The organism is Glaciibacter superstes DSM 21135 (assembly GCF_000421145.1).
Taxonomy (GTDB): domain Bacteria; phylum Actinomycetota; class Actinomycetes; order Actinomycetales; family Microbacteriaceae; genus Cryobacterium; species Cryobacterium superstes.
In genome coordinates, this window is the sequence record NZ_ATWH01000008.1 from 75,616 (window position 1) to 97,804 (window position 22,189).

Consider the following 22,189-nt stretch of genomic DNA (forward strand, 5'->3'; position numbering starts at 1 on the left):
GACCGATGACCATCGTCCGCACCGTACTCGGGGACATCGAGCCTTCTCAGCTGGGTGTGCTCGACTACCACGAGCATCTCTTTCAGGTCTCTCCGCTTCTTCCAGGCGACGAATTGGATAACGAGGCCGCATCCGGCCAAGAAGCAGAGCTCCTGTTTCGCGACGGAGTCACGGCGATGATCGAGGCGACACCCACGTCGTTGGGACGCAATGTCGAAGCAGTCGCTCGCATCAGCGCATCCACTGGCCTCGCAGTTGTCCACGCCACCGGCGCGCATCACAGCGGTCACTATTCGGATGATGATCCGCTGCGCGGATCCTCGGTCGACAGGCTGGTTCAATTGTTCACGTCGGATGTCGAACGAGGATTACGTCTGACCGACGGCAGCCCGGCACGGACCCCGGATGGTGATCCGATCCGAGCGGGCATTCTCAAGGCGGGCATCCGCTATTGGCACATCGGTCCGTTCGAGCAGCGCGTTCTCGAGGCGGCCGCCAGCGCACACCTGTCGACCGGTGCACCCATAATGGTGCACCTCGACTACGGGTCAGCCAGCCACGAAGTGCTCGACATTCTTGCTGGATTCGGTGTCGATTCGACCCGCGTAGTGCTGGCGCACGTCGATCGAAACCTGGATGCCGGTCTACACATCTCGCTCGCAGAACGAGGCGCCTATCTCGGCTACGACGGTATGGCCAGGCACCGCGAGGCACCCGATTCCGCGATCATCGACTGCCTCGTTGCGTGCGTCGACGGCGGCGCCGGCTCCCGGATCGTACTTGGCGGAGATGTCGCGAGGGCGTCGAGGTACCTTTCATACGGCGGTATGCCAGGCCTCAGCTACCTTCCCCTGCGTTTTGTCCCAAGACTCGTCACCCGAATCGGTGCGTCCGATTGCACTCGCATATTGGTGGAGAACGGCGCTCGGCTGCTCTCGATGTAATCCGGCTGATTCGCACGAGCGGCGACCTCTCGTGATCGTTCTCGATGTCAACGTGCTCCTGGCGGCATTCCGCGCCGACCATCCTCATCATCCACAGGTGCGGCCCTGGTCCGATCAGGTGTTCACCACTGGTGACGGAATCGCAGTTCCGGACTTCGTCTGGGTCGGGTTCCTGAGGCTCGTCACCAGCACCCACATCTTCGAGGTACCGTCCACCGTGGAAGAAGCCTTTGCCTTCACGGAGGCGGTCGTCACCTCGCCCTCATATAGGTCAGTGCCCGGGCTGACGGATGGACTCGACATCTTCAAAGAGACCGCCACTGCAGGCCAGGCCCGCGACAACCTCATCCCTGACGCATACATCGCCGCCGTTGCGCGGGCGCATTCCTGCCCCGTCGTCACCCTGGACCGCGACTTTCGACGCTTCGACTACCTGCGCATCGTCGATCCCCGGCTGGCGGCGTAGCGGGGGTCCGATTCAGAGCGTTTTGCGTCCCCTCACCCTGTACCTCTGTCCCCCGATCCGGTTAATCGGGCGACACACCGTCGCAAGAGGCACGACACGCCGCCCCACGCCTCATGTATCCGAATCCGGGGACAGGGTGGGGAACTCGCGCGGGGAACAGTGCGCTACTTCTCCGCCCCGGTCACCAGTCCCTTGATGAAGAACTTCTGCAGGAACAGGTACGCCACCAGCACCGGCAGCACCGCCATCAACGACGCTGCGGCGGCCGCTGGAAGGTTGTTGCTCTGCACCGAGAAGAACGACGCGATCGCCGGCGCAATCGTCTGCATCTCCGGCGCCGTGAGGATGTAACCAGACAGCGCGAACTCGTTCCACACCGCCACACCGGTGAGAATCACGACCGTCGCCGTCACCGGCTTCAACATCGGAAACACCACCCGGAACAGAATCTGCAGCCGACTCGCCCCGTCCATCGTCGCCGCCTCCTCCACCGAGATCGGCAGCGACCGCATGAACGCCGTGTAAAGGAAGATCGCGAGTGGCAACTGCGCCGTCACCATGACCAGGATCACTCCCCAATACGTGTTCACCGCCCCCATCTGGTTCAGCAGCGTGTACAGCGGCACCAGGATGCTGAGCGGCGGAATCATGATCAGCCCGATGTTGAGCAGGCTGACACCGGTGTTCAGCACCGACCGACGACGGGCCAACGGATACCCGGCGAGCGCCCCCAGCACACACACCAGCACCGTAGACACCACCGTCACGATCACGCTGTTGCCGATCGCGCGCAGGATGTTGCCGCTCTCGATCGCCGTGGCGAAGTTGCCGAAGAAGATGTCGGCAATCGGGAACACCCACTGCGACGACAGGTCGGTTCGCTCCTTGAGCGCGGTCGTCAGCGCCACGTAGAACGGCAACAGCTGCAGGAACACGATGACGAGGAGGCCGGCTCCGATCAGCCAACGCGACGGCCCACGGCCGGCGCGGCCCGGCGCATCCGTTTCACCATGCCTCGAATTATCACCCTCTGACCCGGCGACGACAGGCGGACGCGGCGCGATGACAGTCATTGTTGCTCCAAACGACGACGGTTCAGAAGGGTGTTCAACGCCAGCGTGAACACCACGATGATGAGAAACAGCACGACCCCCATGCCGGACGCATATCCGGCGCTCTGGTTGTCGAAGTAGGCGACACCGATCAGCGTCGACACCGAGTTCGTGGCATAGCCCGGCCCTCCCCCGGTGAGCACCTGGATCACGTCGAACAGCTTGAGCCCGCCGATCAGGTTCAGCACGATGCTGGTGGCGAACGCGGGCTGCAAAAGCGGCAGCGAGATGTACCGGAACTGCTGCACCGGACTGGCGCCGTCAACCGTGGATGCCTCGTAGTACATCTGCGGAATCGACTGCAGCCCGGCCAGGTAGATGATCATCGAGATGCCGACGAACTGCAGGGAGTTCACGGCCACGATGATGGCGATCGAGGCATCCGCGTTGGCCAGCCACGCCACCTTCTCACCACCGAGCCCGGTCACGATGTCGTTGAACGCCCCGTTGTTGTACTGGAACAGCAGGTAATACATGGTGCCCATCACCACCGGCGACACCAGCACCGGCAGGTAGATGATGGCGCGCGCCGCGTTCAGGCCGCGCATCCTGCGATCGAGGGCCAGCGCCAGTCCGAGCCCCAGAATCTGCTGGATGATCGTGCTGCCGATGCCGTAGATGAACGTGTTCACCAGCACCAGGCGGAACGTGTCGTCCTGGAACAGCCGAACGTAGTTGTCGAAACCCACCCCTGCCCGTTCGAGGCTGTACCCGTTCCAGTTCGTGAACGAGAGCGCGATGCCGTTGAGCAGCGGGTAGATCGTGAACACGGCGAACAGCAGCAGCGCCGGCACGTAGAGCAGGTTGATCCCCGGGCCACCAAGCGGTGAACGGATGCCGCGGGCAGGTTTCAGCGCGCCGTTTGGCCGGTTCCGTTTTGGCCGGTTCCGTTTCGGCAGGGTCGGGGCGATGAGCGTTGCCATCGGCCGGCTACTTGTCCTGGGCAGCGAGGCTCTTGAAGTCGCTGGCCATCTGGCCGACGGCCTGGTCGACATCCGACTGCCCGGTGATCACCGAGTCGGCGGTGGTGACCATGGTGTTCCACATGCCGTTCGGCAGATAGACCCTGTCGAAGTACGGCATCAGCGGGTATTCGCCTGAGCCGACGTAGGTGTCGAAGCTCTCCTGCAGCGGGCCGAGGTCTGCCGTGGCGTTGGTCATCCCCGGCAGGTTGCCGGCGGCTTCGGCGAGCGCTGTGGCGTTCTCCGGCTCAGCGAGGAAGGCGATGAAGGTCTTCGCGTCTTCGAGGTGCTTGCTGGTCTTCGAGATGCCGTAAGCGTTCATCTCCCCGCCGATGAGGTATGGGGCATCCGTGGTCATCGATGGAACCGGCATGAAGCCGATGTTCGCATCGGGGTTGTACTGCAGTGCGTCATTGACCCGCGAATTCTGGCTGAACTCAAATGCCGCCTGGCCGTCGGAGAGAGCGCGTGTCATGTCGTCGCTGGTCGCCGAGGAGTAGTCGGGGTTGAAGTACTCGGCTTCGCGCCAGTCGGCGATCTTGGTGAGCACCTCGCTGTACGGCTCGTCGACGAAGGTGCCAGCCTCGAGCTCGGCCAGCTGGGATTCGTCATAGGCACCGGCAGCCAGCCAGTCTGCAATGTTGCCAGACGGGCCACCGGCCTTGCCAGAGACCGAAATGGGGGTGATTCCGTTCGCCTTCACGGCATCCGCTGCCTTCTCGAACGCCTCCCAGGTGGTGATCTCGGCCGGATCCACCCCGGCAGCGTCGAGCACATCGCCGTTGTAGATGATGCCCGCCACGTCGGTGTCGACCGGAAACGCGAAGAACTCGCCCGTGTCGTTCTTCATTGCGGAGTCGAGAACCGGGTTGAAGTTCTTCGCCCACGGTTCGTCTTGCAGCGGCTCGAGGAACTCGCTGTAACGCTGCAGCGACCAGCCGTGCGTTCCGAAGATGTCTGGAATGTTGCCAGAGGCCAGCCGTACCTTGATGTCGGCCTCGTAGTTGTTGCTCGAGGCGACCAGCTTCAAATCGATGTCGGGGTTCTCCTCCTCGAAGCGGGCGGTCACCTCCTCGATCGTCGACATCAGCTTGGAATCGACGGAGGCGAACGTCTGGAATTCGATGGATCCGGAGTCGGAACCGGACCCGGCGCTACAGCCGGATGCCGAGACGAGCAGTGCGGCGGCGGCGACAGAGGCGGCGGCGAGAAGAAGCACGCGAGACTTCATTGTCATTTTCCTTCGTTGGATGGTTGCTGCGGTGCACGGGAGTCAGGCTGACGCCCATTCGGGAGGTGCCTGCGGAGCAATTTACGCGAGTAAACTCTGCAGCGCAACCAGTACGAGCGAAATTCTTCAGTTCTATTGACTCGAGTAATATTCGATGTCACACTCAACGCACACCGTTTTCAGAAAGGTCTCACCCATGCCGTTTTCCTTGGGAATCGTCGGCGCCGGCCAGTTCTCCGGCCAGTTCGCCGCACTGTTTCAGCTGCATCCGGGCGTCTCGCGCGTCGTCGTCACCGACGTTCTGCCCGAGCGCGCCACCGCACTGGACGCCAGCCTCGACCTCGATGGCACTGCAGCGGACTTCGATGCCCTGCTGGCAGACGACAGCATCGACGCCGTCGCGATCTTCACCCAGCGCTGGACGCACGGGCCGCTCGTCGTGAAGGCGCTTCGTGCCGGAAAGCACGTCTACTCCGCCGTGCCGATGGCCATCGCCGAAGAGGAGATCGCGGCCATCATCGAAGCCGTGCGGGAGACCGGCCTCACCTACATGATGGGCGAGACCAGCTACTACAACCCGGCGACGATCTTCGCCCGCAAACAGCTGGCGGCCGGCAAGTTCGGGCGCATCTTCTATGCAGAGGGCGACTACGTGCACGACATGGACCTCGGCTTCTACGAGGCATACAAGTACAGCGGGGGCGCCGAGTGGAAACGCACCGCCAGCTACCCGCCGATGCTCTACCCCACACACTCGATCGGCGGCGTGCTCGGCGCCATCCCGGGCCACGCCATCAGCGTCAGCTGCATCGGCGTGCGCGACGAACGCGATGACGGAGTGTTCGACCGCGACATCAGCATGTTCGACAACGACTTCTCCAACGCCACTGCCCTGTTCGAGCTCTCCGGCGGCGGGTCGATGCGCATCAACGAGATGCGCCGTGTCGGATACCCGTCACATCTGCGCGAAAGCCGCTTCCGCTACTTCGGCACAGAGGGCAGCTTCGAGCAGCTCGCCACGGTCTCGTTCTGGCAAGACAAGAAGGGTGTCGAAGACGTCTCTGAGCTGCTGGCAACAGATGCGACGACGGATGCCGACGATCCGCTCCTCGCTCACGTCGACCCAGCCCTGAGGGATTCGTTCGTGTCTGGGCACTCAAGGGTGCACGACGTCGAGCGACTCCCAGAGGAGTTCGTCGGAGCACACAACGGCCACGAGGGGAGCCACCACTTCCTCGTCGATGACTTTGTCACAGCCGTGAACGGCCGCACTCTGCCGCCGGTCAACGCCTGGGTCGCGGCACGATTCACTTTGCCTGGCATCATCGCGCACCGGTCAGCGTTGCAGGGCGGGGAACGCCTGACGGTACCCGACTTCGGGGACGCGCCGGAAGCGGCATCCGTTTCAACCGGCGACAGCATGTCGACGACCGGCACGGTGTAGACGCCGGGCAGAAACTGACGGCTATCATTCTGGAAAGCGGCGATCATTGGTGGCGATGACCGACGTTTGTGCCCACTTTCACCCGACGGAACAGGACCATGACGGCGATCCCCGGCAACCGCAAGGTGACGCGCAAGGATGTGGCGCGCTACGCCGGGGTCAGCGATGCCGTCGTCAGCTACACGCTCAACGGCGGTGCCCCGGTAGCTCCGGCCACCGCCGAACGGGTGCGCGAGGCCGTGCGGCTGCTCGGCTACACGCCGAACGCCTCTGCCAGGGCGCTCAAGCTCGGGTCGTCGCACATGATCGGGGTCATCGTGCCAGACAGCACGAACCCGTTCTGGGCTGAGCTGTGCCGCTGGGTGGAGACGGTGGCGCGCAGCAAAGGGTTCGCGGTTCTCGTGCTGAACGCGAATGACAGCAAGGCAATACGTCTCGAGTATCTGCAGACCCTGGCGTCGCGGCAGGTGGACGGGGTGCTGCTGACCGGCGAGATCGATGCACTGGATGTCGACCGCTTCAACGCGACGGGTGTGCGCTGGGCGATGCTCAACCAGTCGACGACGATCGACGGCGCGCTCGGAGTGGGTGTCGATCTAGCGGCCGGTGCACGGGATGCGACTGCTCACCTGATTTGGCATGGATACACCCGCATTGCGTTCATCGGTGAGATGGCGGATGCCCGCTATGGCGGCTGGCTATCGACGCTCACCGAAGCGGGGCTGGCACCTGGGCCGCTTTTCGACGCGAAGTTCACCCGCGAGGGCGGGTACGCAGCTGGCCAGGCGCTTGCCGCTTCTCATGACTCGGTGGACGCCGTCTTTGTGAGTTCGGACATGCTCGCCAGCGCCGTGCTGCGTGCGTTGCACGAGGCTGACCTGGCGGTGCCAGGCGAGATCGCGATCGCGTCGTTCGACGGGTCGCCGGAGTCGGAGTACTCGTGGCCGGCGCTCACCACCGTGCGACAGCCGGTACAAGACCTTGCGGCGAAGGCGGTGGCTCAGCTGCTCCATCGTGAGCAGCCGCCGGAAGATGAACAGTTGCTGGCGGGCACGCTCATCGTGCGGCAGTCCTGCGGCTGCCCGTAACGCCGGGCCCGCGACCGCGCGCCACCTGCGCGCGTATGCGCCATGCGCGCGTGGCGCATGCGCGCGTAAGTGGCGCGTGTGTGGCGCGTGAGCCCGGCCGAACTCAGCTGCTCGTCAGGATCACGAGTTGCTGCGTCGCGCGCGTCATCGCGACGTAGCGGTCGACCCCGCCTTCGATGCCCGTGCCGAACGACTCTGGATCGATCAGGACGACCAGGTCGAACTCGAGGCCCTTCGACTGCTCAGGGGTCAGCGACCGAACGCGCGGCGACGCCCTGGTCGTGTCGGTTTCGATGACGCCCGCTTCGACGTCGCCGGTGCCGAGGACGCTGGTGCCGAGGACGCAGGCGGTTCCTTCCACGTGCGCGGCGAGCCAGGTGTCGAGGATCGAGCCAAGATCCGAAACGGATGCGTGCACCACGGGGACGCCGCTGCTGCGGATGGACGTCGGCACGTTGGCGTCAGGCAGCACGGCCCTGATCACCGGTTCCGCTTCGGCCATGACCTCTTCCGGCGTGCGGTAGTTGATACTCAGCGACGACACGGTGACGTTCACCAGCCCGGCCCGCTCGAGTCGTTCCTGCCACGACTGGGTGAACCCGTGCCTGGCCTGAGCGCGGTCTCCGACGATGGTGAAACTCCTAGACGGGCAGCGGCGCAGCAGCATCTGCCACTGGGCATCCGTGAGCTCCTGGGCCTCGTCGACGATGATGTGCGCGAACGGGCCTGCGAGCCGGTCAGGATCTGTGCTGGGAAGACCGGCCTCGTCGACCAGGGTGTTCTGAAAGTCCTGCCCGCCCAGCATCGTCATCACGCGCATCTCGGAGTCGTCGGCCGCGATCAGGTCGGTGACGACGACGTCCATGCGCTCGCGCTCTGCGGCGACGGCCGCCTCTCGGCGACGCCGGCGACGCGAGGCGTCCGGGTCACCGATCCGCTGCCGCGCAGCGTCGAGGAAGGGCAGATCGGAGACCGTCCAGGCCCCGGCATCAGTACGCCGCAGCACCCGCGCCTCCTCTGCCGTGAGCGAGGGCGCACACTTCTGAAGATAGGCCGGCACAGACCACAGGTCCCCGACGACGCCGACCGGGTCGAGCAGCGGCCACGCCCGGTTGAACGTGCGGGTCAGATCCTCGTTTTGCACCAGAGCTCGGCGCAGCAGGTGCGGGGGAACCTCCGCAGCGCCGTCGAACCCAGGGCCGTCGAACTGAGCGCCGTCGAACTGATCGATCAGGAGGTCGAGGAGCGCCTCCCAGACCTGGTCACGCGCCTCGTTATGCGGTGTGCCCGCATCCGCTGCATCAAATGCATCCGCCCATTCTGTGGCGCTGAGCGAGATGTCGGCCCACGGGGTCTCGACCAGCAGGGCCCGCGACGGGGGCTGCTCATAGAAACGGACAGCCGTCTCGACCGCCGCCACCAGGCCTGCCGACGATTTCAGGCGAGCAACAGCCGGGTCGGCCTCGATTGCCGCAGTGGACCCCTCAGCGACGAGGTCACGCAGCGTGCAGATCTGCACGCTCTCCTCTCCGAGGCTAGGGAGGACGTCGTCGACATAGGCGAGATATTCCGGGCTGGGGCCGACAAACAGCACGCCACCGCCGCCGGGCGCGAGCCGAGGGTCTGAATAGAGGAGGTAGGCCGCGCGGTGTAGAGCGACGACCGTCTTGCCGGTGCCAGGGCCACCGTCGACCACAAGCGCGCTGCGCGAACCCGCCCGGATGATCGCGTCCTGGTCGCCCTGGATGGTGCTGAGTACGTCCCGCATCCGCGGCGAACGGCTGCTGCCGAGACTGGCAATGAAGGCGGACTGGTCGTCGAGCGCTGCACGCCCTTCCAGACCGTCGGAGGCGAACACTTCATCCCAGTAGTCGCTGATCCGTCCACGGGTCCAGCGATACCGGCGTCGACTTCTCAGCCCCATCGGGTTCGCGTGGGTCGCTCCGAAGAACGGCTCAGCCGCGGGGGAACGCCAGTCGAGCAACAACCGACGTCCCTCGTTGTCCACGAGGCCGAGTCGTCCGATGTACACGGGCTCTTGCTGGTCTTCGCTCACGATGTGTCCGAGGCAGAGGTCCAGCCCGAAGCGCCGCAGAGTGCGCAGGCGCGCGGTCAGCCGGTGAATCTCCAGGTCGCGGTCCATCGCCTCCTGGCCGATTCCACCGGGTGCCATCCGCACGACATCGAGCCGGTCAGACAGTTCGGCGATCGACTGCTCAAGGCTTTCGGCGATGGCCGCAAAGTGCCGCTCGTCGCCGATGATCAGCGCAGGGTCTGCCTTCGCGGCGAGGCGGTCTGGCAGGTTGAATGCGCTCGTGGTCAGCGGTTGCACGTCAGAGGCCTCCACTTCGGCGGCTCCGATCCGGGATTCGTGGCTTTCGCACTCTTTCGGGTCGGGCACATTTTCGGGTCGGGGCACACTTTCGGGTCCCGGCACTCCTTCGGATCACACTGGTCGGCGGTCTTTCTCGAGAACAACACACGCGTTTCACAACTCCCATTTCCGCGAGGCTCCGGCCTCGGTGGAACAGTCTGCGGCACGGAGGGGGCCTTGCCGCAAGCCCCCCTGTGCGCTATAAATTAGGAGTGGAAGGAAGTGCGTGCACTCCTTCCCTTTTTTGTGCCCTGCGCCCTGATCGGCGCGTCGCCGCCGCGGTCGCCATGCGCCATCTGCGCGCCAATGCGCCATGCGCGCGTGGCGCATACCTCAACCGAGGGAATCGGACCGCTCGGAGTGCACTGCTCCGCCAGCCTGCACCAATCCGGACTCGTACGCGAGCACGGCGATCTGCACCCGGTCGCGCAACTCAAGCTTCGCCAGCAACCGGGAGACATACGTCTTCACTGTCGCCTCACTGAGGAACAATTCCCGTCCGATCTCGGCGTTGCCGAGCCCGCGTGCCACCAGCCGCACCACTTCGACCTCTCGCTCGCCCAAAGCCGCAACCCGGGCAGGCAACTCACCCTCTAGCGGACGGCGCGAGAACTGCTCGAGCAGGCGCCGCGTCACCGCCGACGCCAGCAGGGTGTCGCCGCGGGCGATCATCTTCACGGCGTGCACCAGATCGTCTGGCGACACGTCCTTGAGCAGAAAACCACTGGCCCCGGCCTTGACCGCCCGGTACACATACTCGTCCAGGTCGAATGTGGTCAGCGCGAGCACGCGCGGCCGCGGTTCAGGGCCAGCCATGATCATTCCGGTTGCTTCCACGCCGTCCATCAACGGCATCCGGATGTCCATCAGCACCACGTCTGGGTCAAGCTCACGAACCAGTCGCACTGCTTCGACACCGTCCCCCGCCTCGCCGACGACCTCCATTCCCGCCCGCTCCAGGATCAGCCGGAACCCGCCGCGCACCAGCTCCTGGTCATCGACCACCACAACCCGGATCGCAGCGATCCCACCTCGGGCATCCGCACTCACGGCATCCGCACTCACAGCATCCCCCTTCTCGGCGCCCCTGTTCACGGCGTCGCCACTGGTCACATCGTCGTTCACTACGCCGTCGTTCACTGCGCCACCATCGGCAGAACCGCGCGCACGGTGAACCCGCGTCCGTCTGACGCCACCGCCTCAAGGCTGCCGCCATACAGGGCGGCCCGCTCACGCATCCCGATCAGCCCGTGCCCATGCGTGACATCACCGTGGCCGCCGGTGCCATCGTCACGCACTTCGAGCACCACAGAATCGGGCGCATACCGCACGATCACCTCGACACGGGAAGCGGATGCGTGCCTGCGCACGTTCGAGAGCGCCTCCTGAACAATTCGGTAGGCAGCGAGGTCAAGGCCAGTGGGCAGAGCGCGCACGTCGCCTTCGGCGCTGAAACTCACGTCCAGTCCGCCTGACCTGGCATCGTCGACCAGTGCTTCGAGCCCGCCCATTCCCGGCTGCGGGCGCAGGTCGCCCGGGTCATCGTCGTCTCGCACCATGGCGACCAGCCTGCGCATCTCAGTGAGGGCATCCGCCCCCGTCGTGCGAATCGTGGCGAGCGCCTTGCGCGCATATTCCGGATCGTCGGTGACGACCTGCTCTGCCGCGCCGGCCTGCACCACCATGACGCTGACCGCATGGGCCACGACATCGTGCAGCTCACGAGCGATGCGCGCGCGCTCGTCGGAGATGGCCGACAGCACGCGTGTTCGACTCTCCGTCTCAATCTCGATGGCCAGCTGCCGGGATTCAGTCGCCCGCCGCTCCGAGGTGTGCACGACCTTGCCGATGACCCACGACAGGGGCACCACAAGCCAGTGGAAGAAGATCTCGCCCGGATCCTGCAGCTCCTCGACGTTGAAGTCGAAGAACAGCAGGCAGGCGACAGCAGCCAGACCGCCGACGTACGAGCCGAGGGGCCTGGCATAACGCGCGACCGAATAAGTGGCGACCACGATCGGAACCAACTGGCCCCAGAACAGGATCAGGATCGGGTGGATTGCAAACACTATCGGCCAGGTGAGGAGCACGATGAGGGCCACCGGCAGCGGCCACACCCGCCTGAACGCCAGAGCTGCACAGAGGATCACCGCGACGACCGTGCTGAGCACCGGGGAGCCGTCGCCCTCGGCCGAGTCCAGCGGCAGCCAGATCTCGACGATGGCGATCGCGGCCAAAAGGGCTGCGAATGCTGCGTCGAGCACGCGGTGAAGCATCCGTCGGTTCACGGCCCCAGCCTAGCCAGCGCTGCGCATTTGCGAAGTCTCCTGAAGTTGACAGTTCTGTCAACCCCCGGCCGATGACGAGCGACGGCGGCGACCCATACCTTCGCAAGCAGGCCACAGTGCCGATACAGGCGGTGAAGCCGACACAGGTGGTGAAAGGGAGAATCATGGTTCAGACAGCGAAGTTCCGGCGCATGGGAGTGGCGATCAGCCTCGTGTTGGCTGCATCCCTCAGCGTCGTGTGGATTGCACTCGAGCCGGTGATGGCCGAGTCGCCGACCGATCAGCTGGGTGCGATGGCGGATGCCGGTGCCAGGGCGACGATCTCGGCTTTCGCGTTTGTGGTGTCGCAGCTGGCCTTCATCATCGCGGTTCTCGGAATTGCGCACCTTATAGCCGACCGGTCGCCGATCCTCGCGAACATCGGTGGCACGATCGCCGTGATCGGCGGCTTCGGTCACGCGGTGTTCGGCGGGGCGCAGCTTGTTCAGCTGGGCATGGCAGCGGATGAAGCCAACCACGCCGTCTACGCCGGTCTGCTGGGCGGTGGGTTGCCCTGGCCGCTGATGATCCTGATGATGGCCGGCACGATCGGCACCGTGCTGGGGCTGTTGCTGCTCGGCATCGGACTGCTGCGCGCCAAAGCAGGACCGCGGTGGGTGCCGTACACCCTGTGGGCGTTCCTCCTGGTCGAGTTCGTCGGCACGAACTTCACGGAGTGGGCAACCCTGGTCTCCGGGCTGTTGTACCTCGCGTCGTTCGTCGCGCTGGCGGTCGCGGTGTGGCGGAGCCCGGTGGCGCTGTGGATGAGCGGAACCGCGGTCACGACGGCCGGGATCTCGGCGGCACCTGGCACGGGGAGTGTCGCTGCGGGGACTTCCCCAGCGGCGAGCGCCTGACCGCGCTGCGGCCGGCCGTCCAGGCATCGAGGCCGCTGCGCTCCAGATACGCGCGGATGCGCCATGCGCGCGTGGTGCATCCGCGCGCAACTGGCGCGCGCTGGCGAAAGACAAGCGTGCGCGCGCAACGGGCGCGAACGGCTCAGAACAGGGTGAAACCGCCGTCGATGGTGACGATCGACCCGGTCATGAAGCTCGACGCGTCGCTGGCGAGGAAGATCGCCGCCGGGCCGAGCTCAGCCGGCATCCCGTAACGCTTCATCGCGGCCGGCTCAACGCACCACTCCTGGTACTCCGGCTGGTCGACCGGCGCCATCTCGGTGAGAAAGTACCCTGGGGCCATCGCGTTCACCCGAATCCCGTACGGCGCCCACTCCGCTGCCAGCGCCTTCGTGAGTTGGTGCACAGCTGCCTTCGACGCCAGGTACGACGCCTGCCAGCGGGGCCGGTTCACGATCTCGGCCGACATCGACCCGACGTTCACGATCGTGCCGCCACCGCGCTCCTTCATACGCCGGCCAACCGCCCTGCTGCAGTACCAGACCCCATCGACGTTGGTGGCGAACACCTCGTGCCAGTCTTCGTCTGGAGCCTCGAATGCCGCTCCGCCGATGCCGATCCCCGCGTTGTTGAGCAGAATGTCGATGTCACCGAACTCCCGGCTCACCTCGTCGACAGCGTGCTCGACGTCGTCGACATCCGTCACCTCGAGGCGCAGCCCATACGAACGGATGCCCCGCTCCTCCAGCTCCGCCGCCGTGCGCTGCGCAGACTCCAGCGTTCTCGACGTGACCGCAACAGCCGCCCCTGCGTCGCCGAGTGCCTCGGCCATCGCGCGGCCCAAGCCCTGGTTGCCGCCCGTCACCAGCGCGATCTTGCCGGCCAGGGAGAATTTGTCGAGCGCATTCATGGGAGCATCACCGTTCTGTTGCGTCGCAAGGATTCGTGTGCCGCCAACGAAACACGCAAGGCCAGTACGGCCGCATCGGTTGGACAAAGAACAGGGGGTACGCCGTGCTCGATGCAGTGCAGGAAGTAGGCGGCCTGCCGCCGGTATGGCCGGTCGTCACTGGCTTCGTCAACGTAGCGGAACGACTCGGAGCCGTTCGCTCCCTCGATACGGAGCGAGCTCTCGAATGCGTGACCGGGCGGCATCCGGGAACAGGTCTCCACGCGTCCGACGCCGCCTCCGACGTATTCGACTGTGGTCAGGGTCCGCCCGTGATCCCCTCGCTGCACCGCCGTGATCTGAGCCGGCGTACCGAGGAAGAGATTCAGCTGATCGAAATCGTGGATGGCGAAGTCCACCAGCACCCCACCTGAAAGCGACTCGTCGTCGAGCCATGACTGCCCCCGCGAGAGCGCAGACAACCGACTGGCATCGACCGACCTCACAGGGCCCAGCCCACCTGCATCCGCCGTCTCGCGCAGCTCCTGATAGCCGCGGAAGAACCGCACGACGTGCGCCACCATGAGCGTCGCCGTGCTGTTCGCCGCCGCTTCAGCGATGGCGTGAGCCTCGTCAACCCCCAGTGCGATGGGCTTCTCAAGCAGCACGTTCTTCCCCGCCTCCAGCGCACGGATGGCGATCGAGGCATGCGTCGGCGTCGGCGTGCACACCGAGAGGATGTCGACCTCATCGTCGGCGAGCACGTCATCGAGCTCCGTCACAAATCGGGCACTCGGCGCGTGGTCAAGCGGCGCTCCCGGCCTTGGAGTGCAGACGTAACGGATGTTGTCGGCCAGGCCGAGATCCGACCAGGCCTCTGCGTGGGTGCGGCCCATGCGCCCCTGGCCGATGATGGCGATCGAGTGCATCTCAGGCCAGGCTCTCGTTGATCACCCTGGTATCGAACAGGTGGTCGAGCATCAGCTGCGCTGCCCCGATCGTGCCACCGAGTGCCTTGGCACGGGTAACGGCGATCTCGAGATGGTCGGTGGCCAGAGGCAGGCACTCCGTGTAGATCGCCGAGCGGACTCCGGCGACGAAGGCGTCGGCTTCGCTCAGGTTGCCGCCGAGCACCAGTCGCTGCGGATTGAAGAAGTTGACGATCGTCGCGAGCACTCCCCCGGTGCGGGTGCCGGCGTCCCGCAGCGTCTGGGTGGCAAGCGGATGACCGTCTTCTGCCAGGCGCAGCACCTCACCGGTGTCTGCGACGTCGACGCCGGCGCGGCGAAGGCTGGCGACGATGGCCGCTCCCCCTGCAACCGCATCCAGGCAACCGATCCGTCCGCAGGAACACAGCGTTTGCGGCGCATTCGGCACCGAGACGTGGCTGATGTCTCCCGCCATGCCGCGATGCCCGTGGAACAGCCTGCCGGAGGCGATGATGCCGCAGCCGATGCTCGACCCCGCCTTGACGAACACCAGGTGATCAACGTCTTCCGCCAGGCTCACCTGCTCGCCGAGAGCCATCAAGTTCGCATCGTTCTCGGCGAGCGCGGGCACTCCGGCCAACACGCTGAGCATTGCCGCGGCGTCGACCCCGTTCCAGCCGGGCATCCGTGATGGAGAGACGAGTCGCCCGCCGGGCGATTCGACTGGACCAGGGAGGCCGAGACCGATGCCACGCAGCTGCTGGCCGTTCCCGGCCGACTCCCGCACCATGGCATCGGCCTCCGCGGCTATCCAGGCGAGGATCTTCTGCGGGCCGTCTGCGATGTCCATGTCGAGGTGGCGCTCGGCCAGCAGGGTTCCGCCCATGTCGAACAGTCCGAAGGAGGCGTGGTGGGCGCCGAGGTCCACGCCGAGCGCAACGCCGGCATCCGGATCCACCTCGAGGTGCTTCGGTCGCCGGCCACCGCTGGACGTTCCGGGACCCGCCTCACGGAGATATCCGTTGCTGATCAGCGCTTCCACCCGCGCCGTGACGGTAGACGGGGCGAGTCCGGCAGCCCTCGCGATGTCGGCACGAGAAGCCGAGGCACCGCTTCGAACCAGGTTCAGGATGCCCCCGGGCGACGGGTCGATGTGCGCAGAGGCGGAGAGTGAAGTCATCGTCGTTGAGCCCATCCACGAGAAGCGGTTGTCTGACTGTACTGCATCAACTTAGTCCGATATCGGACTAAATCATTCAACTATTGCACATAAGCTCCGCAACTTAGTACTATGGCGTTCATTGTGGAATCGACGACGATGCGAGGGAAGAATGGCCGCTGAGAGCAACACCAATCGCGCCGCGGCGATGGTGAGCCTGGAGTCCGTGAACAAGCACTTCGGTGACCTGCACGTGCTCAAGGACATCACCCTGAGCGTGCAGCCGCGCGAGGTTGTTGTGGTGGTCGGCCCGTCCGGCTCAGGCAAGTCGACCCTGTGCCGGGCGATCAACCGACTGGAGCCGATCGACTCTGGCGACATCCGCATCGACGGGCACTCGCTTCCGACCGAGGGCGCCGAGCTGGCGAAGCTTCGCGCGGACGTCGGGATGGTCTTCCAGTCGTTCAACCTCTTCGCTCACCGCACCGTGCTCGACAACGTCGCGCTCGCCCCGATCAAGGTTCGGAAGACCAAACGCGCCGTTGCTGAAGCCGAAGCGATGGAACTGCTCGAACGCGTCGGCATCGCGGAGAAGGCGCACCACCTTCCCGCGCAGCTCTCTGGCGGCCAGCAGCAACGCGCCGCCATCGCCCGCGCCCTCGCCATGCACCCGAAGGTCATGCTGTTCGACGAGCCGACCTCCGCACTCGACCCTGAGATGGTCGGCGAGGTGCTCGAGGTCATGGTGTCCCTCGCCCGCGAAGGCATGACGATGATCGTCGTCACCCATGAAATGGGCTTCGCCAGGCGAGCGGCCGATCGTGTCGTCTTCATGGACGCCGGTCAGATCGTCGAGCAGAACACCCCGGCCGCATTCTTCGACAACGCGCAGACCGATCGCGCGCGCTCCTTCCTGGAATCCGTGCTGTCGCACTGACCCCATCGCACCGCCCAGCACTCCCCACACCAGAAGTTCGATCAGAGAAGATAGGAAGATCCATGTCAGTCACCTCCCCCCTGCGCAGGAAGCTGCCCGTCGCGGGCGCCATCCTGGCCGCATTCGCCCTGACCCTCACGGCCTGTTCCAGCGGCTCAGGTAGCGTCCCAGGCGAGACGTCCGGCTCAGAGCAGACGGATGCAACGTCATCCGTTTTCGAGAACGCACCGGTCGCCGCCGACGAACTCATCATCCCCGACTCGACCATGGCGAAGATCAAGGAGCGCGGAAAGCTCATCGTCGGCGAGGCCCTCGACGCACCCCTGCTCTCCCAGCAGGACCCGGCGAACCCCGACGACGTCTCCGGCTTCGACGCCGACCTGGCGAAGCTGCTCGCCATCTACATCCTCGGCGAGCCGAACGTCGAGATCGTGCCACCGGCATCCGAGACCCGCGAGGCGCTGCTCGCCAACGGCACTGTCGACGTGGTCTTCAACACCTACACGATCACCGAGGAGCGGGCCACGCAGATCTCCTTCGCCGGCCCGTACTTCAGCTCGGGCCTGGCTGTCGCCGTGAAGTCGGACAACACCGACATCAAGGGCATCGAAGACCTCGGCGGCAAGACGGTCATCGTCGGTGCGAACACCCCTGCGGTGATCGCCGTTCCGGAGGAACAGCCCACCGCAGAACTCGTCGACTTCGCCACGGACCCGCAGGCCGTGCAGGCACTGCTCCAGGGCCGCGGCGACGCCTACGTGCAGGACTACACGCTGCTCGCCAGCGATGCAGCCGCCAACGACAAGCTGAAGGTCGTCGGGCAGCCGTTCACAAGCGAGCCATACGGAATCGGCCTGAAGCACGACGACGCCGACTTCAAGGAGTTCATCAACAACTGGCTGCTCGAGATCCAGGAAGGCGGCCAGTGGGGCGAGGCCTGGAAGACCACCCTCGGCACGGTCGTAGACTCCGAGATCCCGACTCCGCCTGCCATTGGTTCCGTCCCCGGTTCCTGATCCGTCAGTCTCCAATGGGCGCAGCAGCGCCAGCGAACGGTAAACGATGAATATTCTGATGGAGAACTTCGGGCTTCTCCTCGAGGCACTCGGCACGACGCTCCTGATGGCCGTCGTGGCCGGAATCGGCTCTCTGATCCTCGGGGTGCTGGTGACGGTCGCGCGAGTGAGCCCGATTCCGATCCTCCGGGCGGCCGCCTTCGGCTATGTGCAGTTCTTCATCAACGTTCCGCTCCTGGCGCTGCTGCTTCTGGCCGTCTTCGCGCTGCCGGATGCCGGCCTCATCCTGCCGTTGCTGCCGACCGCGATCATCGTCCTCACCTTCTACGAGGCGGCGTACGTCGCCGAAGCGGTGCGCAGCGGCGTCAACACCGTCGGAGTGGGGCAGATCGAGGCCGCGCGTGCCCTCGGTCTCTCCCTCGGACAGTCCCTGCGCCTGGTGGTCATCCCCCAGTCGCTCCGTGCAGTCGTGCAGCCGCTCGGCAACGTGATGATCGCTCTGGCAATGAACACCGCGCTGGCAGCAGTGGTCGGCGTGGTCGAGCTGACCTCCAGGGTCAACAAGGTGAACCTGGTGTACGCACAGCCCATCGAAATCTTCACGGCGGCCGGCCTGGTCTACATGGCCATCGCCCTCGCGATCGGACTCGCCACCGGCTGGGTCGAACGAAATGTGGCGATCGTACGATGAGCCGGTCACAGCACTACGCCGCCAGCTTCCTCTATGAGCAGCCGGGCCCGCGCGGCCGTCGCCGGATCATGATCGGCTCGGTCATCAGCGCGGTTGTCCTCGCCGGCATCCTCGGCCTTGGGCTCTGGCAGTTCGGCTCCCACGGGCAGCTCGACGTCGACAAATGGACGCCGTTCACCGAGTGGGCGATCTGGCAGTATCTCTTTGTCGGCCTCGGAGGCACCCTGGCCGCTGCAGCGATCGTTGCCGTCCTCGGCGCCGTGTTCGGGATTGTGCTTGCCCTCGGACGCCTGAGCAAGGTCCGCCTCATCCGCTGGCTCTCCACCGGGTACATCGAGGTCGCCCGCACCATCCCGGTGCTGCTGCTGATCTACCTGATGCTGTTCGGCCTCCCGCAGCTCGGCATCAACTTCCCGACGCTCTGGAAGCTCGTCATTCCCCTGGCGATCGCCAATGCCGCCGTGTTCGCCGAGATCGTGCGCGCCGGGATCCTGAGCCTGCCGCGTGGGCAGTCAGAGGCGGCACTCAGCCTCGGCATGCGCCAAGGCCAGGCCATGCGCCTTGTCGTGCTGCCGCAGGCGCTGCGAAACGTCACCCCGTCGCTCGTCAGCCAGCTGGTCAGCCTGCTCAAAGACACCTCGCTCGGCTACATCGTGGCGTACACGGAACTGCTCTACCGCGGCCAGGTGCTCTCGGCGTTCAACCACCTGCTGATCCAGACCTTCCTGGTTGTCACCCTGATCTACCTGGTCTTCAACGGAAGCCTCTCTGCCCTGGCCTCCCGGTTGCAGAGGCCTGGGCGCCGTCGAACGCCGGTTGCCAATCAGACTCTTGCTGCCGCCGTGCCCTCGCTGGCTGCCGCCCTCACGACGACCGAAAAATCCGTCACAGAACGCTCAGTCAATGAACAGCCAGTCAAGAAAGAACCACCTCGTGCCTGATTTCCCCGCAGCCTCTTCCCCCACTGTTCCCGGCCTCGCCGAGCTGGCGGTGGTGGTGCGCTCCGGCCTGGTCGAGAGCCGTCACTTCGGCTCGCTGGTTGCCCTGGACGCCGCCGGAACTCCGGTGATCGAACTGGGTGAGACGGATGCTGTGATCCTGCCTCGTTCGACGGTGAAGCCTCTGCAGGCGCTCGCCTGCCTGACCGCCGGTGCACCCCTGGCCGGGCCGGAGCTCGCCATCGCCGCCGGCAGCCACACCGGGGAAGACGAGCATGTGCGTGTTGTGCGCAGCATCCTTTCCCGCGCCGGACTCGATGAGTCCGCCCTCGGCTGCCCGGCCGATCGCCCTGAAGACGAAGCGACCTTCGAGGCCATGCTGCGGTCTGGCGAGGCCCGCTCCCCGATCCGGATGAACTGCTCTGGGAAGCACGCGGCGATGCTCCTGGCCTGCGCCGTGAACGGCTGGTCGACGGCTGACTACCTGGGCCCAGCGCATCCGTTGCAGCAGCACATTCTGAACGTCTGCGCCGAGGCCACCGGCGTGCCGGTCACCATCACGGCGATCGACGGATGCGGCGCGCCCCTGTTCGGAACCACCGTTCGCGGCGTCGCGACGGCGTTTCGGGGTCTCGTGCTTGCACCCGCAGACGAACCGGCCGGGCTGGTCGCTGCAGCGATGCGGGCACACCCGTTCTATGTCGGTGGCAGCGGGCACGCCAATAGCCTGCTGATGGAGACGGTGCCCGGCGCGCTGTCGAAGGGCGGCGCGGAGGGGGTCATCGGGGTGGCCGGCCCGGACGGTTCGGCGGTCTCGATGAAGATTATCGACGGCAGCCCGCGCGCCACGACGCTCATCGCCCTGCGGGTGCTCGAAGCGCTCGGCACCGACGTCAGCGGCGCCGATTCGCTCACCGTTCTGCCCGTGCTCGGCGGTGGGGTGAGGGTCGGCGAAATCGTCGCCGGTCGCGACCTCGAGGAAGCGCTCAGTGCTTTCAGCGCGGCCTCTTTCGGTGTGGCCGCTTCTGACACGAACGGCGGCATCGCGTGACGCTCCTGGAAGTCTGCCTCGACGACATCGGCGGCGCAGCAACGGCCGAGCAACGCGGCGCAGACCGCATTGAATTATGCGCCGACCTGGCCGACGGCGGCACGACCCCGAGCATCGGAACCGTCCGGGCCGTGCTCGGCAGCGTCAGCCGCATCGGCGTGAACGTGCTCATCAGACAGCGGGGCGGCGACTTCGTCTACTCCGAAGTCGAGGTGCAGGCCATGTGCGCCGACATCGAAGCCGTCCGGGCCTTGACTGCGCCAGCGGGAGTCGAGGTCGGGTTTGTCATCGGTGCACTGCTACCGGACGGCCGAATCGACACAGACACAACGTCACGGATGCTGCGGGCCTGTGGCACAGCATCCGTCACCTTTCACAAGGCCTTCGACCAGACGCCGTCGCCCGCCGAGTCACTGGAGACCCTGGTCGATCTCGACGTCGCGCGCGTACTCACATCGGGCGGTCCGGGCAGCGTCGTCGACAATGTCGACGCGCTCTCCGCACTCGTCGCCCAGGCGGACGGGCGGATCGGCATTCTGGCCGGCGGAGGCCTGCGGGCGCACAATGCGGCGTCGACCGTTGTCGGCACCGGGGTGAGCGAGGTGCATTTTCGGGCGGGCGCGCCGGTGCCGAGCGCGAGCCTGCGCGCAAGCGCCTACGACCCTGGGACGCGAATGGTGACCTCCGGCGACCGCATCGACGAGATGCTGGCCGCATTGTCTGAGGTTCCTGCGGTCTCGCGCGGCGAGCGCTCGTGAGCGGGGAATCCGTCGTGCTGGCGGTCGATCTCGGCGGTTCGAGCATGAAGGGCGCGGTGGTCACCGAGCACGGCGAGACCGTTGCGGCGGAGCGGCGGCCGACGCCGGCCACCGGAATCGTCGCGGCGCTCATCGAGCTGCTTCTCGAGCTGGAGGCCACGGCGTTGGAGCTCGGGCACACCGTGATCGCGGCCGCGGTGGTGACGCCGGGGATCGTGGAGGAGTCGTCTGGGATCGTGCGTTACGCGTCCAACCTCAACTGGCGCGACGTGCCGCTGCTCGAGCTGCTCGGAGTTCGGTTCGAGTTTCCGATCACTGTCGGGCATGATGTGCGTGCCGCCGGGCTGGCTGAGCGGTTGCTCGGTGCGGCACGGGGTTCAGACGAATTTGTGCTGGTGCCGATCGGAACCGGCGTCGCCGCTGCCCTGGTGACACGCGGCGACACCGTCACCGGGGCATCCGGTGCTGCGGGCGAATTCGGCCACATTCCGGTCGTTCCCGGTGGAGAGCTGTGCACCTGCGGACAGCTCGGATGTCTGGAGGTCTACGTCTCAGGGGCCGGCCTGGCCAGGCGGTACGCTGCCCTCGGTGACGCTGGGCTCGGTGGGCCTGCACTGTCGTCGAGCGAGATCGTGGAGCTCGTGGGCAGCGACCCTGTCGCCGATGAGGTCTGGGCAGACGCGGTGCGGGTGCTCGCGCAGGGGCTGGCCATCATGACGCTGCTGCTTGACCCCGCAGTGATCGTCATCGGTGGGGGGTTCGCGCAGGCCGGCGATGTGCTGCTCAGTCCGGTCAGGGCGGCCCTGGCAGAGGGTCTCGCCTGGCGAGATGCGCCTGAGGTGCTTCTGTCGACGGTCGGAACCGACGCCGGGCGCATCGGCGCCGCCATCCTCGCCTTCCAGGTTGCGGGGCGTGGCTCGGTGGTCAATGGCTGGCCGGCCGCCTCCGCCGTCGCCGCCTGAGCTGCTCGCATCCTCCGCCGTCACCGCACAAGATGAAAGCATGACTGACTTTGC

At 65.8% G+C, this 22,189-nt stretch carries 21 protein-coding genes; 12 read left to right on the plus strand and 9 right to left on the minus strand.

The window, feature by feature from the left end; all coding sequences use genetic code 11:
- The first annotated feature begins 5 nt into the window (after window positions 1-5).
- Window positions 6-944, plus strand: coding sequence for a phosphotriesterase family protein (locus K323_RS0112275; RefSeq protein ID WP_022885576.1), 939 nt, complete (start codon window positions 6-8; stop codon window positions 942-944).
- Between the two features lie 31 nt (window positions 945-975).
- Complete coding sequence (locus tag K323_RS0112280) at window positions 976-1,410, plus strand: TA system VapC family ribonuclease toxin (RefSeq protein ID WP_022885577.1); 435 nt, start codon at window positions 976-978, stop codon at window positions 1,408-1,410.
- A 164-nt stretch (window positions 1,411-1,574) separates the two neighbouring features.
- Here K323_RS0112280 and K323_RS0112285 read toward each other — a convergent pair whose 3' ends face one another.
- From K323_RS0112285 to K323_RS25780, 3 genes are read right to left on the minus strand one after another with little or no spacing between them, the layout of a single operon-like run.
- Window positions 1,575-2,483, minus strand: a complete 909-nt coding sequence (locus K323_RS0112285; protein WP_022885578.1) for a carbohydrate ABC transporter permease — start codon at window positions 2,481-2,483, stop codon at window positions 1,575-1,577.
- On the minus strand, window positions 2,480-3,445 hold the full coding sequence (locus tag K323_RS0112290; protein ID WP_022885579.1) for a carbohydrate ABC transporter permease: 966 nt from the start codon (window positions 3,443-3,445) through the stop codon (window positions 2,480-2,482). The genes K323_RS0112285 and K323_RS0112290 overlap by 4 nt, the downstream gene beginning before the upstream one ends.
- 7 nt (window positions 3,446-3,452) lie before the next feature.
- Window positions 3,453-4,715: an ABC transporter substrate-binding protein gene (locus K323_RS25780; protein WP_022885580.1), complete on the minus strand. Its 1,263-nt coding sequence runs from the start codon at window positions 4,713-4,715 to the stop codon at window positions 3,453-3,455.
- 196 nt (window positions 4,716-4,911) lie between these two features.
- Here K323_RS25780 and K323_RS25785 point away from each other — a divergent pair, with 196 nt between their 5' ends.
- Window positions 4,912-6,159, plus strand: coding sequence for a Gfo/Idh/MocA family protein (locus tag K323_RS25785; protein ID WP_022885581.1), 1,248 nt, complete (start codon window positions 4,912-4,914; stop codon window positions 6,157-6,159).
- A 98-nt stretch (window positions 6,160-6,257) separates the two neighbouring features.
- A complete protein-coding gene (locus K323_RS0112305; RefSeq protein WP_022885582.1) occupies window positions 6,258-7,247 on the plus strand; it encodes a LacI family DNA-binding transcriptional regulator in 990 nt (329 codons plus the stop codon).
- A gap of 103 nt (window positions 7,248-7,350) precedes the next feature.
- Here the strand turns inward: K323_RS0112305 and helR are convergent, their stop codons facing one another.
- The 3 genes from helR to K323_RS25790 all read right to left on the minus strand — a co-directional run bounded on the left by helR (window position 7,351) and on the right by K323_RS25790 (window position 11,909).
- On the minus strand, window positions 7,351-9,579 hold the full coding sequence (gene helR / locus K323_RS0112310; protein WP_026851594.1) for an RNA polymerase recycling motor ATPase HelR: 2,229 nt from the start codon (window positions 9,577-9,579) through the stop codon (window positions 7,351-7,353).
- Window positions 9,580-9,954: 375 nt separating this feature from the next.
- Window positions 9,955-10,671 (minus strand): response regulator transcription factor, encoded by a 717-nt coding sequence (locus tag K323_RS0112315; protein WP_425402278.1) that lies wholly within the window; start codon window positions 10,669-10,671, stop codon window positions 9,955-9,957.
- 86 nt (window positions 10,672-10,757) lie between these two features.
- Complete coding sequence (locus K323_RS25790; RefSeq protein ID WP_157509424.1) at window positions 10,758-11,909, minus strand: sensor histidine kinase; 1,152 nt, start codon at window positions 11,907-11,909, stop codon at window positions 10,758-10,760.
- 164 nt (window positions 11,910-12,073) lie between these two features.
- Here K323_RS25790 and K323_RS0112325 point away from each other — a divergent pair, with 164 nt between their 5' ends.
- On the plus strand, window positions 12,074-12,805 hold the full coding sequence (locus tag K323_RS0112325; protein WP_157509425.1) for a hypothetical protein: 732 nt from the start codon (window positions 12,074-12,076) through the stop codon (window positions 12,803-12,805).
- A 142-nt stretch (window positions 12,806-12,947) separates the two neighbouring features.
- Here K323_RS0112325 and K323_RS0112330 read toward each other — a convergent pair whose 3' ends face one another.
- From K323_RS0112330 to K323_RS0112340, 3 genes are read right to left on the minus strand one after another with little or no spacing between them, the layout of a single operon-like run.
- The gene (locus K323_RS0112330; RefSeq protein ID WP_022885587.1) at window positions 12,948-13,715 is read right to left on the minus strand and encodes an SDR family NAD(P)-dependent oxidoreductase; all 768 of its coding nucleotides are present in this window, start codon (window positions 13,713-13,715) and stop codon (window positions 12,948-12,950) included.
- A complete protein-coding gene (locus K323_RS0112335; protein ID WP_022885588.1) occupies window positions 13,712-14,623 on the minus strand; it encodes a Gfo/Idh/MocA family protein in 912 nt (303 codons plus the stop codon). The genes K323_RS0112330 and K323_RS0112335 overlap by 4 nt, the downstream gene beginning before the upstream one ends.
- A gap of 1 nt (window position 14,624) precedes the next feature.
- The gene (locus tag K323_RS0112340; RefSeq protein WP_022885589.1) at window positions 14,625-15,803 is read right to left on the minus strand and encodes an ROK family transcriptional regulator; all 1,179 of its coding nucleotides are present in this window, start codon (window positions 15,801-15,803) and stop codon (window positions 14,625-14,627) included.
- 151 nt (window positions 15,804-15,954) lie between these two features.
- Here K323_RS0112340 and K323_RS0112345 point away from each other — a divergent pair, with 151 nt between their 5' ends.
- From K323_RS0112345 to K323_RS0112375, 7 genes are all read left to right on the plus strand, one after another.
- Window positions 15,955-16,719, plus strand: a complete 765-nt coding sequence (locus tag K323_RS0112345; RefSeq protein ID WP_022885590.1) for an amino acid ABC transporter ATP-binding protein — start codon at window positions 15,955-15,957, stop codon at window positions 16,717-16,719.
- Window positions 16,720-16,781: 62 nt separating this feature from the next.
- A complete protein-coding gene (locus K323_RS0112350) occupies window positions 16,782-17,735 on the plus strand; it encodes a glutamate ABC transporter substrate-binding protein (protein ID WP_022885591.1) in 954 nt (317 codons plus the stop codon).
- Between the two features lie 46 nt (window positions 17,736-17,781).
- Window positions 17,782-18,426: an amino acid ABC transporter permease gene (locus K323_RS0112355; protein ID WP_022885592.1), complete on the plus strand. Its 645-nt coding sequence runs from the start codon at window positions 17,782-17,784 to the stop codon at window positions 18,424-18,426.
- Window positions 18,423-19,367 carry an amino acid ABC transporter permease gene (locus tag K323_RS25795; protein ID WP_022885593.1) on the plus strand — a complete coding sequence of 315 codons (945 nt, stop codon included), beginning with the start codon at window positions 18,423-18,425 and terminating at the stop codon, window positions 19,365-19,367. The genes K323_RS0112355 and K323_RS25795 overlap by 4 nt, the downstream gene beginning before the upstream one ends.
- Entirely contained in the window at window positions 19,360-20,415 is a 1,056-nt protein-coding gene (locus tag K323_RS25800; protein ID WP_022885594.1) for an asparaginase, read from the plus strand. The genes K323_RS25795 and K323_RS25800 overlap by 8 nt, the downstream gene beginning before the upstream one ends.
- Complete coding sequence (locus tag K323_RS0112370) at window positions 20,412-21,173, plus strand: copper homeostasis protein CutC (RefSeq protein WP_022885595.1); 762 nt, start codon at window positions 20,412-20,414, stop codon at window positions 21,171-21,173. Before K323_RS25800 ends, K323_RS0112370 begins: the two co-directional genes overlap by 4 nt.
- Entirely contained in the window at window positions 21,170-22,135 is a 966-nt protein-coding gene (locus K323_RS0112375; protein ID WP_022885596.1) for an ROK family protein, read from the plus strand. Before K323_RS0112370 ends, K323_RS0112375 begins: the two co-directional genes overlap by 4 nt.
- Window positions 22,136-22,189: the final 54 nt, after the last annotated feature.

Excerpts from the sequence above, each read along its gene's own strand:
- K323_RS0112275 (WP_022885576.1), top strand. The coding sequence starts at position 6 with ATGACCATCGTCCGCACCGTACTCGGGGACATCGAGCCTTCTCAGCTG.
- K323_RS0112285 (WP_022885578.1), bottom strand. The coding sequence starts at position 2,483 with ATGACTGTCATCGCGCCGCGTCCGCCTGTCGTCGCCGGGTCAGAGGGT.
- K323_RS0112290 (WP_022885579.1), bottom strand. The coding sequence starts at position 3,445 with ATGGCAACGCTCATCGCCCCGACCCTGCCGAAACGGAACCGGCCAAAA.
- K323_RS25780 (WP_022885580.1), bottom strand. The coding sequence starts at position 4,715 with ATGAAGTCTCGCGTGCTTCTTCTCGCCGCCGCCTCTGTCGCCGCCGCC.
- K323_RS25785 (WP_022885581.1), top strand. The coding sequence starts at position 4,912 with ATGCCGTTTTCCTTGGGAATCGTCGGCGCCGGCCAGTTCTCCGGCCAG.
- K323_RS0112305 (WP_022885582.1), top strand. The coding sequence starts at position 6,258 with ATGACGGCGATCCCCGGCAACCGCAAGGTGACGCGCAAGGATGTGGCG.
- K323_RS0112325 (WP_157509425.1), top strand. The coding sequence starts at position 12,074 with ATGGTTCAGACAGCGAAGTTCCGGCGCATGGGAGTGGCGATCAGCCTC.
- K323_RS0112330 (WP_022885587.1), bottom strand. The coding sequence starts at position 13,715 with ATGAATGCGCTCGACAAATTCTCCCTGGCCGGCAAGATCGCGCTGGTG.
- K323_RS0112335 (WP_022885588.1), bottom strand. The coding sequence starts at position 14,623 with ATGCACTCGATCGCCATCATCGGCCAGGGGCGCATGGGCCGCACCCAC.
- K323_RS0112340 (WP_022885589.1), bottom strand. The coding sequence starts at position 15,803 with ATGACTTCACTCTCCGCCTCTGCGCACATCGACCCGTCGCCCGGGGGC.
- K323_RS0112345 (WP_022885590.1), top strand. The coding sequence starts at position 15,955 with ATGGCCGCTGAGAGCAACACCAATCGCGCCGCGGCGATGGTGAGCCTG.
- K323_RS0112350 (WP_022885591.1), top strand. The coding sequence starts at position 16,782 with ATGTCAGTCACCTCCCCCCTGCGCAGGAAGCTGCCCGTCGCGGGCGCC.
- K323_RS0112355 (WP_022885592.1), top strand. The coding sequence starts at position 17,782 with ATGAATATTCTGATGGAGAACTTCGGGCTTCTCCTCGAGGCACTCGGC.
- K323_RS25795 (WP_022885593.1), top strand. The coding sequence starts at position 18,423 with ATGAGCCGGTCACAGCACTACGCCGCCAGCTTCCTCTATGAGCAGCCG.